A 17457-nucleotide genomic window follows, 5' to 3' on the forward strand; every position below is an offset into this window, starting at 1 on the left:
TCGCAATGCCATGACGAAAATTAAAAACTTAACAACTATCGCTGCTATACTGATAGGACTGCTATCGGTTAAGGCACAAGTATCTGGAACCTTTACCGTAGGGCCTGGAGCAGATTACGAAACACTACCATTAGCCTTCACCGGAATTAATTCTGCAGGAGGAATTGATGGAGATCTCATTCTAGAGCTACAGTCAGATTATGATGTTACTGATTACACCACTTTAGGCGGAATTACAGGTGCAACATCTTACTCGGTAACAATCAGACCAGCCGCTGATGTTACAAACCTGCAAATCAATCACGATTTTAGACTGAATGGAACAGACAATGTAATCTTTGATGGGGCCAACCCTGTCACCGGTGATAAAGTCGTTCAAATCAATGGTGAGATCAGAATGTATACTCATGTTAGGGATGTCACTTTCAGAAATTTAAAGTTCAACGTCCAAGGTCAGTTTGGCATTTATGGATCCAATGGAGGTGCTGCTGCAGGAGCTCAGTATTGGGATGACATCATCATTGAAAACAATGAGTTTTTCACAGAAACTCCTGTTGACCACTCAAACCCTATCTATGTTATCTATTCTAGCCCTGTTTACGGAGCTCAGTCTACCTGGCCAAAAAATATAGTAATCCAAAACAATAAGTTCTACGGTTTTGAGAGAACTAACACTGTCGGAGGGGTAATATATATCCGAATGAAATGTGGTGTTAAAGCATACAATAATGTTTTCAGCCATACCTTCACTGAATTCATGACAAGCGCGACAGCTATAAATCATAGCTATGGTCATGGTGAAGCCATCAATAACACCATATACTTTGATGGTGGTAGCACTTCTCAATTTATCAATGCATACGGATTAAGTTTTTCAGCCGGAACTGGTGGGAGTGGTATTGTCAGAAATAATATCGTGAGTATAAATAGTTCTGGAGATGGAAGCTCCTACAAAAGAGGTATTTCCTTGAACAATAACTACTCGCATAGTAACAACAACATTTATATGTATGACGATGGGGTAAGCACCCCAAACTGGTACAATAGCTATGATCAGGAAGCCTCTCAAGGTTATTCTTCTACGGTAACCTTCTCAGAGCCGATTTTTACTGATATCGCGTCCAATAATTTTTCCTTGGCAGGATCTTCTCTCACAAACCCTGACTTCCGGTCAGCTTATACAACTTCGGTAACGACCGATCATAATGGAGATCCAAGGCATAGCAATGTGCCAAGTAAAGGGGCTTTTGAAGCTCCTAATATGATTGCGGACATTACCTCATTCAGTCATGCAAATGAATATGTAGATGCAGTGATTGATAGTGAAAATTCTACCGTCCTGTTAGAAGTAACCAATGGAACGGATCTATCCAATATTGGTCCATCCATTGGTACTTATTATGGAGCGAGTACGAATCCAACAAGTGGAACTTTGAGAAACTTCACTACCCCCCAGGACTACACTGTCACTGCGGAGGATGGCACAACCACAGACGTTTGGACAGCCACCATTGTCCATCAAAATGATGCCCCAACAGATATATTACTTTCTTCTGCTGATATCGATGAAAACAGTAGTATTGGAACGGTTGTAGGAACTTTTTCATCGGAAGATACTGATGTCTCGGATACTCATACTTACGAACTGGTGACAGGTGATGGGAGTGATGATAATGCGCTCTTTGAGATTAGTGGAACGGAGCTACTTTCAGATTTTGCCTTTGATTACGAGACCAAAAACAGTTACAGCATAAGAGTCAGATCTGACGATAACGTTGCTCACGGGGGAACATTTGAAAAAGAATTCACAATTACCATTAATGATCTTCCAGACGAAGCTCCCACCGCCATTTACCTGGATAACGATAAGGTGGTGGAAGGAGCTCCAATCGGGACGATAGTTGGAATACTATCCACAGAAGATATTGACGAGGTTGATGATCATACCTATACGCTGGTTTCAGGAACAGGTGACGATGGTAATGGCTTCTTTGATATTGTAGATGATCAGCTTGTAACCGCAACTAGTTTTGACATTGTAGATGGTACATCATACTCAGTGCTTATCAGAACTACAGATAATGGTGATGCTTCTTTTGATCAGGCCTTTACCATCAATATCAAAGAAGTAAATGACGGACCACAGGGAAGTGCCGCAAGTTCAGAGCAAAAAATTACACCAGCATTCAGATACAGCTACACATATTTTGGGGAAGATGTAGCCATCTCGAACGGTTATGCGATTGTAGGGGCACATGCTCATGATTACGATCTAAACGAAGAAAACTGGATTCGTGATGCCGGTGCGGCTTTCATTTTCAAAAAAGATGAAATGGGTGGCTGGGTTCAAACTCAAAAACTTGTGCGCCCATCCAACCGTTCCAGCTATGATAATTTCGGAAGGATTTTGGCTATGGATGGTGATTATGCTGCCATTTCCATGCCCTATGAAGAAGGTACAAGTACCGGATTTAGTGACGGGATCATTTTGATGTACGAGAAAAATGAATCAGGCACATGGGAATACAAACAAGAATTAACTCCCTCAGGATCCATTGATGACGGAATCGAATTTGGGTACGATGTGAAACTGGCGGGTGATTACCTTGTTGCGTCAGCACCTTATGATGCTTACGACGAAAATGGAGAAAACTACCATAGTGATGCAGGAGCTGCCTACATCTTCAAAAGAAATGCCTCAGGGGTTTGGGAGGAAGTACAAAAGATTGTAGCAAGTGACCGAGAGACGTATGGCTACTACTATGGTGAAAGTGTAGCAATATCGGATGGATTTGTTGCCATTGGTGCTTATGAAGCAAATTCATTGGCTGAAGATGGTGTTACGACCCTTGAACAAACAGGCGCCATATACATGTATGAGGAAAATGAAAGTGGTGTGTGGTTTGAGGTTGCGAAACTTGTTGCCAGCGATAGAGAAGAATACGATTATCTGGGATATTATATTGATCTGGATGACAATGTGCTGGTCGCCAGTAATTATGAAAAAAATTCATACACGGGTCAGGCATATGTTTTTGAAAGAATTGAAGGCATTTGGGTGGAGACCCAAATTATTCTTCCTGAAAATTCTTTTGAGGAACAGGAATTTGGAATTAGTGTTGCTATTTCTAATGGTACCATTGCTGTCGGATCTGAGTATCTAGATCCCGATACGGATGATAGCGGGGTTTACCTCTTCACAAAATCAGGAAATGAATGGATTCAAAGTGATATAATAACTCCAGCTTCCTACGATAATAATTCTGGCTTTGGTGGTTATATATCTTTAAGCGGAGATGATATTATCGTATCAGATACATATGCAAACACGGATTCAGAAGGTATCAATCCTATGAGCTATTCGGGTGCTGCATATCTCTTTGGACTTTGCAGCAATCCAGACCTGCCAACTATCGAAGCTAGCGATAATCAAATCTGTGATGGCACTTCCATTACCCTTTCGGTAGGAGATGCTGAGTTGAATGATGCGCTGACCTGGGAATGGTATAGTGAAAGTTGCGGTGGTATGCCTGTTGGAACTGGTGCCTCAATCGAAGTAAATCCTTCGGAAACGACTACCTATTTTGTAAGAGGTGAAGGAGCATGCTCAAGCTCTACTACCTGCTCTTTCATCACCATTGAAGTGTATGAGTTATGCCCGCAGAACGACATTCTGACCTTCTCTCTGGATGAGCAAACAAGCGATGCAGTGATTGATGTCGTAAATCACACCGTTGGAATTGAGGTAGAAGTCGGCACAGATGTAACGAACCTCACTCCTTCCATTACAGTGTCACAAGGTGCAAACTATTCTCCATCTGGCGCTCAGGATTTTACGAACACAGTCATCTATACTGTTACCGCGGAGGATGGAACATCACAAGATTGGGAAGTATCAGTGCTTGCAGGAGAGAATATGGCACCAACTCTCGAGACTGCATTTCAAGACTTGATCGAAGAAGAAGGGTTTGGTTCGGTGCAGGTTAGCTATGCAGGTGCCTTTACTGATACCGACGGTCACACCTTAAACATCTCAGTTGAGAGTAGTGATAATGATGTTGTCACTGTGGAAGTAGTTGCAAATAATCAAATAGAGATCGCTGAGGTAGGTGTAGGAACAAGCACCATCACAGTAACTGCCTCAGACGGTTTTGGAGGATCCGTGTCAGATGAATTCACCTTTAATGTTACAGAAGCTCCTCTCGGGTTAACTGAGGGATTAAACCTTAAGGTTTATCCTAACCCTACCGCTGACTTCATAAATGTGGGAGCCACTAAATCAGTAGATGTTCTGTTGATTGATCTCAATGGAAGAACCCTGCAAACAACCAATGGCAAGGATATCCAAATAGACCTGAGAGCCATTGAATCTGGCATGTACCTGCTGAAAATTAGCGATGGTGCATCAACAGAAACCAAACGCATCATAAAGGCAAACTAAGGCAGCATTAGCTATGGCTATTGCGATGGGGCGGCTCCAGGAGTCGCCCTTTATTTCCAACCTTTCAGAATTCTCGAAAGCACTCAATCGAGTGTCCACATAAAAATTTATCACTATGAAAAAATTAAAAATTACGAGCTCGTTGCTCCTATTTTACTTAATCTGTCTGGGCAGTGCACAAGCCCAAATTGAACTGGTTTCAGACATCAATTCAAGTTCTGAGGAAAAAGAACTTAGAATCATATCAGACATTGCTGTTGCGGGAGATAAACCCATTTTCTTCTATGAAGGTCATCCGGAATATGGAGATGAGCCATGGACGCTAAACAGTAGCAATGAAGTTGTTTTGATCAAGGATATACTTCCCGGATCGACATCAAGTGAACCTGAAAACCCGGTTCAATTTGGCGATCAGGTGATTTTCAGTGTTCAATATCAAAATAGTGGCTATTTGCCAACCATTACCGATGGTACTGAAGCGGGTACATTTGCTCTTGCAGAATTTCCAGAGAACAAATATGCTTATGGGTTTACCCGATTAAGTGCTACTGAATTTATTTTTCAGGTGACCAATGACGATGATCCGATAGAGTTATGGAAAACAGACGGAACCGTAAGTGGGACCTCACTATTTGCCACTTTACCTGCAGATGTAAACTACATTAACAATCTCACCTATGCGCTAAACAAAGTCTTTTTCCGTGCAAGTACCGAGTCCCTTGGTTCGGAGCTTTGGGTAACAGATGGAACGCAAAATGGTACGGAACTAGTAAAGGATATTTATGAGGGTAGTTCGAATAGTAATCCAGGTGATTTTACGGAGGTTGGTGATTATTTATACTTCCGAGCACGAACGGCTACAGAAGGGTACGAGCTTTGGAAATCGGACGGAACAGAAGAAGGAACCACATTGGTAAAAGAGATTCGAACTGGAACCTCGGATGGCTTGCCATTCAACACGGATTTAGTTGAATTTAATGGCAAGTTATATTTTGCAGCTGATGATGGAGTAGTTGGTAATGAGCTTTGGGTATCGGATGGGACGGAAGAAGGAACCACACTCCTTAAGGATTTAAGAGAGAGCGGGTACGGTTCACCAAACAACTTCTTTGTCTTTAATGATATGTTACTTTTCAGAGCTTACGGTAGTGAAGGAGAAGAACTCTGGAAAACCGACGGAACAGAAATGGGGACCCTCCAAATTATGGATATTAATACATCTGGGAACTCATCTCCCAACCATTTTACACTTTTCAATAGTAAAGTCTACTTCTCCGCACAAGGAGCAATCGAAGATGGACTTTGGGTAACGGATGGAACTTTTGAAGGAACTGAGCAAGTGGCCGCTATTGACTTTGGCTCCAGTACCTCATTCAGAGGCATGGCCGCTTCCGGTGTTTCACTTTTCATTGCAACACAACAGGATGGGCCTCAGCTTTTCATCAGTGATGGCACCACCGAAGGAACTGTGGGTGTCAGCAATGAAGTGACCATTTTTAATAGCAGTGAACCGCGTGATTTTTTTGCATTTAATAGTGGCATGATCTTCACAGCCACAAGGGAAAATGGGGAAACCAGCTTATGGTTTGAGAATGGCAGTACCATCGTTGATCTCCTGCCTGAAGGCGTGGTGGCAAAATCAAGCCGTAATGGCTGGTATTTTCAAGAGGCAGTAAATGGCAAATATTTTTTTGTAGCTGACACAGAAGAAGAAGGTGAAGAACTCTGGACTACTGATGGTACTCCTGAGGGCACAAACATGGTAAAAGACATAAGGCCAGGTACGTCCTCATCTAGCATTGAAAGTGTAGCTTCATTTGAGAACAAGATTATTTTCCAGGCACGAACAGCTGAAGAAGGTCGAGAACCATGGGTTTCCGACGGTACCGCTGAGGGAACGGTATTACTCAAGGATATCAATCCAGGTTCAAGTGAGAGTAATCCACGCGACTTCAACGTCATAAACAATAAATGCTACTTCACAGCTTCGGATGGCACTGGCCGTGAAATCTGGGTAACTGATGGTACAGAATCAGGGACAGAGCTGCTGGTAGATCTTAATCCATCTGCAGATGGAATTCTTCAATTTAGATTCGTATTTAATGATCAGCTCATAATGGAAGGATCTGAAGATGCATCTACTTATGGATATGAAGTAGTGATTTCAGACCTTACAGCAGAGGGAACTCAACGAATTACAGATATCAATGAAGGGTCTGGATTTACCAACATCAGAGACTATGCCATATTTGATACGTATTTCGTGTTCTTTACTTACATCAGTGGAGATGAGAGCTATGAACTTTGGAAGTCTGATGGAACCGCTGAAGGTACTACTCTTTTGCAGGATGGAATTAAGAGATATGTCTTGCAGGGTTCTGTAGGTGAGTCAGTTGTATACTTTGCCAAAGACGAAAACGACCTGGTGCACCTTCAGGCAACCGATGGTAGCGGCACCACTGTCATGCTGGTAGAAGATATTCCCATTCGCATTGGAGGTGAAGATGACTTAAATGACAAGAACGCTGTTCTGGCGGGCGGAAAGTTGTTTATCACTGCCGGAATTTTCGAGGATGGCAATGATAACTTCTCCCCAGGTTCTACCCTTTGGGTGACCGATGGCACAGTAGCTGGTACGGAAGAGATATCCATGGATGCAAACGGAAATTCGATTGCTCCGCTAAAGATGTTTGTGCACGACGATGAGGTGTACTTTAACGGCTACAATACGGAAAATAATGGCTATACCCTTTGGCATACCGATGGCACCACGTGTGGTACACAATCTCTCAATGATGATCCTGTTAGTATTTTGGGAGAGTTAGCTCCTATAAATGGATATTTATACTTCCGCGGATACACACCTGATCTGGGTTCTGAGCTTTATCGGTATGACTTGAGTAACGATATTCCTGATCTACTCACCACATGGTATAGGGATGCTGATGGAGATGGTTTGGGTGATGCAAATGATTCCGTTGAGGACTGTAATCAGCCAGAGGGGTATGTCAGTAATGCAGATGATTGTGTCGATGATGATGCATCAGTTAGTAAACTGACATGGTATAGGGACGCTGACGGAGATGGTTTGGGTGATGAAAACCACACTGCAGAAGCATGTGATTCCCCCGAAGGATTTGTTGACAATTCAACGGACTGTGATGATACAGACTCTTCAAATCTATGCGCATTGGGTGTGGATGATGTATTGATAAAAATCTATCCAAACCCGTCATCAGATTTCATTCATGTCGAAACTAAAGAGATGATTTCAGCCACACTAATTGACCTTAATGGTAAAAGCCTGCTAACTGAAAGTGGAAGTCAATTAGAAATAAACATTCAGTCCCTTGAACCCGGAATGTATATCCTGAAAGTGAACAGCCGCGAAGGGTCTACCAAACACAAAATCATAAAGGCAAACTAAGGCAGCATTAGCTATGGCTATTGCGATGGGCCGGCTCCAGGAGTCGGCCTTTTTTGTAAATACGTTAACTTAGTCTTGTGGGAAATCCATACAATATATCGGAGGAGAAAATTGATGATATCTCGTTGCTTGAGCCAGAGGCGACCTATTCCTATGCAGACTATTTGAAGTGGTCGTTTGAAGAGCGTGTGGAACTTATTAAAGGCAAGCTATTTAATATGTCACCAGCTCCTCGAACCAGCCACCAAACCATCAGCATGAATTTGTCTACAGAAATCAAAACATTTCTAAAAGGCAAGTCTTGTAAAGTGTTTGCGGCTCCTTTCGATGTACGCCTCCCTACAAAGCCAGATGATCCGGACAACAAAATCCTAACGGTCGTTCAGCCAGATATCTGTGTAGTCTGTGACACAAATAAACTCGACGAACTTGGCTGTAAAGGTGCACCTGACTTGGTCGTAGAAATCTTATCTCCATCAACAGCTAAAAAAGATCTGGAAAACAAGTTTGAACTCTACGAAGAAAATGGTGTAAAAGAGTATTGGGTCATTTATCCCGGAGAAAATATCGTTGAGATTTTTGAACTAAAAGAAGGAAAATATGCAACTCGTGGCAAATTCGTAGGGTCAAAAACAGTTACATCCATCGTTCTTCCTGGTTTCGAGTTGTCTCTAGAAGATCTATTTGAAGAATAGTTTGCGGCTCATCGCCTGTCAAGAAAGTGAACCTCCTGTATTTTGCCTTCATCTACCTTATACATCACGATCGCATAGATTTTTCTGTCCTCACCGAACGTCACTTCTTCGTGTTCGATCACGGTATTATTTACAGCAATACGATTGAGCAAATTGCAATTCAGATCAGGCGTTAGGGCAAACATATTTCCATACTGTGCCCGCATGGTTTCCTTACCTTCATAGAGTAGCTCTCTTTTATCATTAAAAACCTTTACCGAATCCGAATACGGTTCAACAAAGGCTTCAATATCACGATTGTTGTAGGCTTCCAACTGCGCATTAGCCAGCTCCTCAGGGGTCTGAGAAAAAAGAAGGTTGGCACAGAAGGTGGCCATAATAATCAAAATATAGTTCTTCATTATCTACATAATTTGTTCATAAAATACGCGTTCACTCACATTCATCCACGTGCTCACATCTTTTCGAAACTTATCAAACGCTTCGTACACTTTTTTGCTGGGTGCATCTTTTTCGCATAGCTCTACCAGAGCCTCTTTGGTATATCCTTTCAGCGCTTCCAACACTTCCACCGGAAATGGCGCGACGGTCACATCCGTTTCGTTGATGATCTTCTGTAAATATTGCCCATTCTTCGCATCGAATTCGGCCCCCATCCATCGGTTGGTTCGGTAGCAGGCTGTTCGGATAATCTCCTGTAAGTCTGATGGCAAAGCATCAAACTTCGGTTTGTTGATCATCATTTCCAGTGCGGGTCCTGGCTCGTGCCAGCCTGGGTAGTAGTAATACTTTGCGACGTTGTAAAAACCCATCAGGTAATCATGGAAAGGCCCAATCCATTCCGTCGCATCGATAACGCCACGTTCCAGGTTAGTGTAAATTTCTCCGCCAGAAACAAGCACCGGGGTTCCGCCTGCCTTTTCCAATACCTTTGCTCCCAGTCCCGGAATACGCATTTTCAATCCCTGCAGATCATCAATAGTTTTGATTTCTTTCTTAAACCAGCCAGCCATCTGCACTCCTGTATTTCCGCATAAAATCGGCTGAATGTTAAATGGTTCATAGAGCTCCTCCCAGAGCTCTGCACCTCCGCCGGAAATAATCCACGACCCCATCTGTTGAGCGTTCATGCCAAAAGGAACCGCAGCAAAAAACTGAGCGGCCGGCACCTTGCCTGCCCAGTAATAGGCCGCTCCATGATTCATCTCTATTGCCCCGTTGCTCACTGCATCAAAGCCTTCCAGTGCAGGAATCAACTCTCCTCCACCGTACACGGTAATCTCCATCCGCCCTCCGGACATGGTTTTTACCCACTCTGCAAGAAGCTTACAGCCCTCCCCAACCACAGGGAAGTTTGGAGGCCAGGTGGTAGTCATCTTCCACCGATAGGTATTGTTGAAGTTGATGTATGGTCCCTGGCTTTTTTCTTCGGATTTGACACAGGAAGCCAACGTGGTGGCACCTGCTGCAGCCAGGGCAGATTTGGTTAGGAAGTTGCGACGTTTCATGGCACTAAAACTAATCATTAAACCTATATCAAATCATAGAAGGCATTTTGGTGATGAGCTAATTACATCCATCTCCATACACCAAGGAGGGTGGGAAATGAAAGTTTGGCGGGCCAGCGTTGGACTGTGGGTTGATAGCTTTCAAACTTTCTTGGACTTTTTGACGGTGCGCCGTTGCGATTCGTTTTTGTGCCAATCCAAAAATGAAGAGCCCGCCAGGCTTGAGGGCAAGAAATTAAGAATAGGAGATTTTAGTTCCTTTCAATAAGTACTTCTAAGCAACTCTTTCTCCATATTCACATATTGCAACTTCTCCATCTTGTTGACCTCCAGGGAGTAAAAGTTAAATTCTTCCACCACCTTGCCCTGCAAACGATACACACCCTGTCCACGAAACGGCCAGGCGGTAGCTGAAGGTGGGAAGTGTACTGTATCTATAAATTGACCTTCACGATCCACAAACGTTCCGAAGTTCATCCGCTTGCCATTGGAGGTGCCAGTATTTTTAATGGCAACCAGGTAGCCCAGCATCGTCACATTTTTCCCCAGAAAATCAGGCAGCTGACGTGAGAGGACACCCCGCTCATCTGTCTCCAGTAGATCGAAAGGATTACACAACGGATACCCCAGTAAATCCATTTCATCAAATGCATGCTCTCTAGGATCTTCATGCAGGTTGGGCAGCTTCCATGCTTTCATCGGTGTATGAAACAGCTGGTTCTTTTCCCGTGACACTCCGGAACCTAATTGAAAATGCACCTGCCAAAGAATCTCTTTTTTGGTGAGTCCACAGAAACGAAGTGCACCCACCCTCACCAGTAACTTAATTTGCTCCAGCGAGATATCCACCCGCTCAATGAAATCATCCAGATCCAGGTACAACCCATTGACCGCCCGTTCCGTCAGTATCTTTTCGATTACCTCCGTATTCAGTCCTTTCACCATGCCCATTCCCAGGTAAATGGTCTTGCCTAAAATGACGGTTAGCCCTTCGCTATGATTCACACAGGGCGCCTCAATTTCCGCCCCTTGCATCCGTGCCTCATGTACGTAAAACTCCACCCGATAAAAACCTCCCCCATTGTTGATCACCGCCACCATGTATTCCAACGGAAAGTAAGTCTTGAGAAATAGTGCCTGGTAGCTCTCCACCGCATAAGATGCCGAATGACCCTTGGCAAACGCATAGCCAGCAAAGCTTTCGATCTGTCGCCAGACATCAGCCGCCAGCTCGTATGGATGACCCAGGTCTTTACAGTTTTCAAAGTATCGGTCTCTCGCTTTTTGAAACTCATCCCGGGAGCGGTACTTCCCGGACATTCCCCGACGTAGCACATCCGCCTCACCCAGCGTAAGCTTAGCAAAATAGTGTGCCACCTTGATCACATCCTCCTGGTACACCATCACCCCGTAGGTGTCGGGCATGATGTCCCACAACACCGGGTGTGCTTCCTTCCTCCGTTCCGGATAACGATAGCGCAAAATATACTCTCGCATCATCCCAGATTTGGCTACCCCCGGACGGATAATCGAACTGGCAGCCACCAGCCCCATGTACTCCTGCACCTGTAGCTTCTTCAGTAGCATCCGCATAGCGGGCGACTCAATGTAAAAGCAACCGATGGCATCTGCCTGCATTAATCGCTCCCGGATGACGGGATCATTTTTGAATCGCTTGAAATCATGGATATCAATTGGAGGAATATCCGGGCAGTTTTTGGCAATCACTTCCAGTGTGTCTTTGATCTTTCCCAACCCCCGCTGGCTGAGAATATCAAACTTGTAGAGCCCCACATCCTCTGCGATGATCATATCAAAATGGGTGAGCGGATACCCCTTCGGCGGAAGGCTGGTGGCTGTGAAATAATGAATGGGTTTGTCGGAGATGAGGATGCCTCCTGCATGGATACTCAGGTGACTCGGAAAGTCCTTCAGTCTGGCACTGTATCGGTGGATCAAACGGCCAATGTGATCCAGCTTTGATTGATCGCTTTCCGCAGCGACCTTTTCAATCTCATATCCAGGCAGACCAAATACCTTCACCAACTCACGCATCACAGCCCGATGCTGAAAGGTGCTGTAGGTAGCAAGCAACGCCACTTTCAGGCCCTTTTCAGACTGTCCAAATCGTTCAAAAATGTAGCGTGTGATATCATCCCGATCCTTCCACGAAAAGTCGATATCAAAGTCTGGTGGGTTCTGACGAAACAGGTTGATGAAGCGTTCGAAATACAGGTCAAGATCGACAGGATCTACATCCGTGATTCTGAGCAGGTATGCCACGATACTGTTGGCACCACTGCCACGCCCAACATAATAATACCCTTTGCTTCGGGCATACTTTAGGATGTCCCAGTTCACCAAAAAGTAGGAGATAAATCCTTTTGACTTGATCAGGTCAAGTTCTTTTTTCAGGCGCTCGTGAATTTCCGGTTTTGGATTGTCCCCATATCGATACGGGAGTCCCTTCTCACAAAGATCCACCAATAGCTTCCAGTCTTCTTCATCCGAGCCTGTGTAGGTCTTGATGTTTTGATGTCGCTCAAAATTGCCAAACTCAAAATCGATGGTACACCGATCAAACAGCCGCTTGGTATTTACAATGATTTCCGGATAATCCCGATAGCATTCTAACAGCTTGCCCACCGGATACATCACGTCATTTGGGTGTCCCTCTTCGGATTTCGAAAGCTTGCTTAGCAAGGTGTTTTGATCCATGGCTCGTAGCAGTCGATGCATGTTGAAGCTCACTTTTTCCTCCCGAAAGGAAACAGTCTGCAGCACCACCAGCTTATCCAATTTTTTACTCCATCCGGTCATGGAGAACTTGACCATGTCACGGGGACGCACACCCAGAAATTCATGAGGCTTCAGCCAGCCAAAATCAAACCGAAACGGGTAAATGACAAATGCGTGCTCAAACTCAGGTGCCCGATCCGGAAAGTCTTTTCCCTCATGAAGGTGCACTGATAAGTACTCATTCAGCTCTCGAAACCCTTCGTTGCTCTTCGCGATACCAACAAATTTCTGCTCGTTTCCATTTCGGAAATCAATTCCGAGAACAGGCTTGATCTCCTGCTCCTTTGCCAGACGAACAAAGTTGAGCGATCCGGCAGTCACATTGATGTCCGTCAATGCCAGCTCATTGATCCCGAAAGCTTTCGCCTGAGCCAGCAAGTCCTCTATCGCAAGCGTGCCATATTTAAAACTGTAATATGAGTGAGTGTTGAGATACATGGTCTTCTTTTTAACTCTCCCCCTTCCCCTCTCTAATATTAGAGAGGGGTGACCGAAGGTCGGGGTGAGTTATATGCCCCTCAATTTTCTCTAAAGCCTCACCTATGCTTTTTAAGATGCACTCATTCCTCAATCTGAGAACTTTGAGTCCCTTTGATTTTATGATCAAATCTCTCTGGTGATCATACTCCTTTTGTTGCTCATGAATTTTTCCATCTAGCTCTATAACCAGGTTTATTTCAGCACTATAAAAGTCAGCGATAAAAAAATAATCTCTCCCAAATTGGTGATATACAATTGGATGCTGTCGAAAGAATTTAATGCCAAGGAACTTCCTGTTTCGCAAAGATTGCCAAAGTGTTTTTTCACTTTCTGTCTGTCTTTTTCTCAGCTCACGAGCTAAACTTTTTATTTCATCCCAATATGCTTTATTCATGCCACTCCTTTCTTCGAAATCCGCAAATCCCCCTTAAAGGGGTTGAACGTTCGCAGCGCTTTCACGCCCACTGTCTTGGCTCGAACCACCGATCGGTCTCCGTGCTTCAGCCGCATCTTATCCACCGCCTGGTAGAGGTTGATGATCTCACCCGTATCTTCAAACAGGTTGATCTGGTAATTACCATGTACCAGGCTGCTGAAACGTACGCCAACCAAACGTACCCGCAAGCGCCGATCGTAGAGCTTATCAAACAGCTCCAGAATTCTTGGGATCAGGATGTGATCTGCCGATGTGTAAGGCACCCGAATCTGCTGCGTGTACGTATTGAAATCGGCGTAACGAACCTTCACAGCTACGCACGAGGTGAGCTTATTCTCCGAGCGAAGCTGAAACGCCAAATGCTCCGTCATAGCCAGAATGATCTCCCGAAGTTTAACCACATCCGTCGTATCCTGATCGAAGGTGCGCTCGGTAGAGATCGACTTGCGCTCCGAATATGGGATCACCGGGGAGTTGTCAATTCCGTTCGCTTTCTCCCACATCGCAATTCCATTTTTACCAAAGATCTGCGCCAATAAATCCCGCGGCATCTCCTGAAGCGTTTGCACCAGCCGCACCCCCAGCCCGATCAGTGTCTGATGGGTTTTCTCTCCGATCATCGGGATCTTGTTGACCGGCAAAGGAGCAAGGAAATTACGCTCACGCCCCGTTTCAATCCACAGTTTGTTATTCGGTTTGGCTTCTCCAGTCGCTACTTTGGAAACCGTCTTGTTGATCGACAGACCGAACGAAATCGGAAGCTTCGTTTCTTTGATGACCTTCTCTCTCAATTCACTGGCCATCTTGTAGCAGCCAAAAAATCGATCCATTCCGGACAGATCTGCATAGAATTCATCGATGGAGGTCTTCTCGAATACCGGCACATTTTCCTGAATGATCTCCGTGACGTCATTGGAGAACTTGGTGTAATCGGCATGGCTCCCCTTAATCACGATCGCTTCCGGACACAGCTGCATGGCCAGCTTCATTGGCATAGCCGAATGAATACCAAACTTACGCGCCTCATAGCTGCAGGCTGCTACCACCCCCCGGTCGCTGGATCCACCGATCAGAATGGGCTTTTTCTCCAGCCGACTGTCTCTCAACCGCTCTACAGACACGAAAAACGTGTCCAAATCCATGTGAAGAATTGACCGCTCCATACCGTAAATTTAGCTACTTATTTTAGTAATACTAAAATTATTAGTAATTGTTGGCGGTATTTCTCCCGTAGATTTTTATCGGATAAAATGGAATCAGCTTTTTACCTCTTCCCTTCCATCGGCATGGAGGGCGAAGCGACCTTTATCTCTGGGATGCACAAACTCATCTTTCGGCCAGGGCCAGCCACCGAACTGCGTACGCTGAAATTCACGAATGGTGTCATAAATTTCTTCCTGGCTATTCATCACAAATGGCCCTTGTTGCACGACCGGCTCCCCGATCGGCTTTCCTTGAAGCAAAAGCAGATGTGCTTCTTCGCTTCCGTTTTTCAGTACCACTTTTTGATCGGCTTGCAGGTCTGCACCCTGCTGCTCATTGAGGGTTTGATCGATTATATCCAGTGTGTCGCCTTTATAGAAATAGATGGATCGATTGACTTCCTTATCTGCTATCGGTAATTCCAACTTGCCATTCGGCTTGATTTTGATCAGCCATACAGCCACGCCATTTTTCGGATCAGCCGCCCAAGAATCTGGTGTAGTGTCCAGTGATTTTGTTTCGTTAAAATCACCTGCAACAATTGTGACTTCCGCATCGTCGGTTTTGTGTACAGGAATGTCTTCTGCCCATAACATTTTGTAATGAGGCTCCACAAACTTGCTCCTTCTTGGCAGATTAAGCCAGATCTGGAAAAGCAAAAGTGGATTGTCTTTATCAGCATTTACCAACGGAAACATCTCGGAATGAAGCACACCTTTTCCGGCTGTTATCCATTGCACATCTCCCTGACCAAATCGCCCGGTCGCACCCATGGAGTCCGAGTGATCCACCAATCCTTCCGGTACCACGGTGATCGTCTCAAAGCCCCGGTGTGGGTGTTGAGGAAACCCCGGCACGCGCTGACCATGATACATTCGCCAGCCATCTTTGATGGTAAAATCCTGCCCAATCATTCTTCCCTTCAGATGCTCCGGGTCAGGACCCATCTCGTCATTTCCTTTTGGGAAAAGGTCACGGTGGTACACACAAAAAAGGAACGGATCCTGCGTCTCCCATGGAAAGCCGAGCGGCTTGATATGTTTGATTGCTGACATACCGATTTTATATTTTAATCATTAACTGGTAATACGCCAATCAGGTTCAGAAAAGCAAGATCAACAACTCTCTACAGCCAGCATTCCGTTAAGCAATGGACCTCAGGCTAAGCTCGTCTCAATGTCATCCTGCAAAGGATCTATGAACTTCTGTGCTTCGATCTCCAGAGATTCTTCCAGAATGACAACAGAGCGAAAACAGGTTCCGCTTAGCCTGAGGTCTATAATAACCAATCACTATTTTTACTCCATGAAACGAATCGCCATTTTCTGTGGATCCAAAATGGGCAATGACCCGGCCTATGAGCAAGCCGCCCGGGAGCTGACGAAGACCCTGGTGGAAAAGGAAATCGAGATTGTGTATGGCGGTGGTGATGTAGGACTGATGGGTGTGGTAGCTGAAACAGCTTTAGAAAACAATGGCATCATCACCGGAGTGATTCCGGACAAGCTTTATGAAATGGAGGTTGCTCATACGGGCATCACTAAGCTGTACCGGGTGAAAGACATGCACGAACGTAAAGCTCTGATGGCTGATCTTTCCGATGGATTCATTGCATTACCCGGAGGCGTGGGTACGCTGGAAGAAATGACCGAAGTGATGACCTGGGCACAGATTGGCTATCACAACAAACCGTGTGCGTTCCTCAACACCAATGGCTACTACGATCACTTCATTGCCTTCTTTGATCACATGGAGGAGCAGGGATTTCTTTACAAATCGCTACATGATCAGGCGATTGTGGAGGAGGATGTGGGGAGGTTGATTCAAGAAATCAGTTTAATTTTCTGAATTCTCAATTAGAGATTTGAAAAAATTATTAACCGTATCTCCTCTGATTTTATTTGAATAAAATAGTGGAACTTTTCTCACTTCCTTTCTTGGTCTTTTAGGGCCTTTAGATTTTAACACAAACTTTCCTCTACCCTTTATTGCGTCAAGTATTTGGGTCCCAACTAAATCAACAGTGTCATTTTTCAATTGATTCGATAGTTCATTTAATTTTTCATTTATACTAAAAAAATCATCTTTTGATAGGTTTGATAATGCATGTTTTACACTTCTCAAATTTTTATTGATAGTGTCGAAATATTCTTTCAATTCCAGGTCTGATTTCAAGTCTTCTATTCTTCTATCACGATAATTAATTTCTTCCTTAAGCATTTCAAGCTCACGATCTTTTAATGCTTCCTGAACTTCAAATGCATCTTCGTAGAATTGGATAACCTGTGAAACAAAAGCAGTGTTAATAGTGTCTTTTATAGGGTTTTTGTAGTAGTACAATTCTCTCTCTACACTGTTTAGCTCTTTGGTTCTTTCAGAGATTTTTTCCTCAACTGAACTGAATTGATGTAAAATAAAAAAGGGCGTGCTTACGACTACTAAACCCAATAATATATGCTTCAAGTTTC

11 protein-coding genes are annotated in these 17457 nt (G+C 44.4%); 4 read left to right on the forward strand and 7 right to left on the reverse strand.

The genetic code is table 11. The features are described from left to right. The first annotated feature begins 10 nt into the window (after positions 1 to 10). From ACP14Y_RS07805 to ACP14Y_RS07815, 3 genes are all read left to right on the forward strand, one after another. Positions 11 to 4441: a T9SS type A sorting domain-containing protein gene (locus ACP14Y_RS07805; RefSeq protein WP_424962397.1), complete on the forward strand. Its 4431-nt coding sequence runs from the start codon at positions 11 to 13 to the stop codon at positions 4439 to 4441. 115 nt (positions 4442 to 4556) lie between these two features. Next, entirely contained in the window at positions 4557 to 7868 is a 3312-nt protein-coding gene (locus ACP14Y_RS07810) for a T9SS type A sorting domain-containing protein (protein ID WP_424962398.1), read from the forward strand. Between the two features lie 77 nt (positions 7869 to 7945). Beyond that, positions 7946 to 8563, forward strand: a complete 618-nt coding sequence (locus tag ACP14Y_RS07815) for a Uma2 family endonuclease (protein ID WP_424962399.1) — start codon at positions 7946 to 7948, stop codon at positions 8561 to 8563. Between the two features lie 8 nt (positions 8564 to 8571). Here ACP14Y_RS07815 and ACP14Y_RS07820 read toward each other — a convergent pair whose 3' ends face one another. From ACP14Y_RS07820 to ACP14Y_RS07845, 6 genes are all read right to left on the reverse strand, one after another. Then, on the reverse strand, positions 8572 to 8964 hold the full coding sequence (locus ACP14Y_RS07820; protein ID WP_424962400.1) for a nuclear transport factor 2 family protein: 393 nt from the start codon (positions 8962 to 8964) through the stop codon (positions 8572 to 8574). Positions 8965 to 8967: 3 nt separating this feature from the next. Further along, positions 8968 to 10071, reverse strand: coding sequence for a TRAP transporter substrate-binding protein (locus ACP14Y_RS07825; protein ID WP_424962401.1), 1104 nt, complete (start codon positions 10069 to 10071; stop codon positions 8968 to 8970). A 261-nt stretch (positions 10072 to 10332) separates the two neighbouring features. Beyond that, positions 10333 to 13308 carry a DNA polymerase III subunit alpha gene (locus ACP14Y_RS07830; protein WP_424962402.1) on the reverse strand — a complete coding sequence of 992 codons (2976 nt, stop codon included), beginning with the start codon at positions 13306 to 13308 and terminating at the stop codon, positions 10333 to 10335. 10 nt (positions 13309 to 13318) lie between these two features. Continuing rightward, positions 13319 to 13744 carry an endonuclease domain-containing protein gene (locus ACP14Y_RS07835; protein ID WP_424962403.1) on the reverse strand — a complete coding sequence of 142 codons (426 nt, stop codon included), beginning with the start codon at positions 13742 to 13744 and terminating at the stop codon, positions 13319 to 13321. Further along, complete coding sequence (gene dinB / locus ACP14Y_RS07840; RefSeq protein WP_424962404.1) at positions 13741 to 14949, reverse strand: DNA polymerase IV; 1209 nt, start codon at positions 14947 to 14949, stop codon at positions 13741 to 13743. The genes ACP14Y_RS07835 and dinB overlap by 4 nt, the downstream gene beginning before the upstream one ends. A 93-nt stretch (positions 14950 to 15042) precedes the next feature. Further along, positions 15043 to 16044: a pirin family protein gene (locus tag ACP14Y_RS07845; protein WP_424962405.1), complete on the reverse strand. Its 1002-nt coding sequence runs from the start codon at positions 16042 to 16044 to the stop codon at positions 15043 to 15045. A gap of 121 nt (positions 16045 to 16165) precedes the next feature. Between ACP14Y_RS07845 and ACP14Y_RS07850 the strand changes: the two genes are divergently transcribed. Beyond that, on the forward strand, positions 16166 to 16837 hold the full coding sequence (locus ACP14Y_RS07850) for a TIGR00730 family Rossman fold protein (RefSeq protein WP_424962406.1): 672 nt from the start codon (positions 16166 to 16168) through the stop codon (positions 16835 to 16837). Here the strand turns inward: ACP14Y_RS07850 and ACP14Y_RS07855 are convergent. Continuing rightward, the gene (locus ACP14Y_RS07855) at positions 16826 to 17452 is read right to left on the reverse strand and encodes a hypothetical protein (protein WP_424962407.1); all 627 of its coding nucleotides are present in this window, start codon (positions 17450 to 17452) and stop codon (positions 16826 to 16828) included. The two genes, ACP14Y_RS07850 and ACP14Y_RS07855, sit on opposite strands and share 12 nt — an antisense overlap. Positions 17453 to 17457: the final 5 nt, after the last annotated feature.

This window comes from Ekhidna sp., from assembly GCF_965247405.1.
GTDB lineage: Bacteria > Bacteroidota > Bacteroidia > Cytophagales > Cyclobacteriaceae > Ekhidna.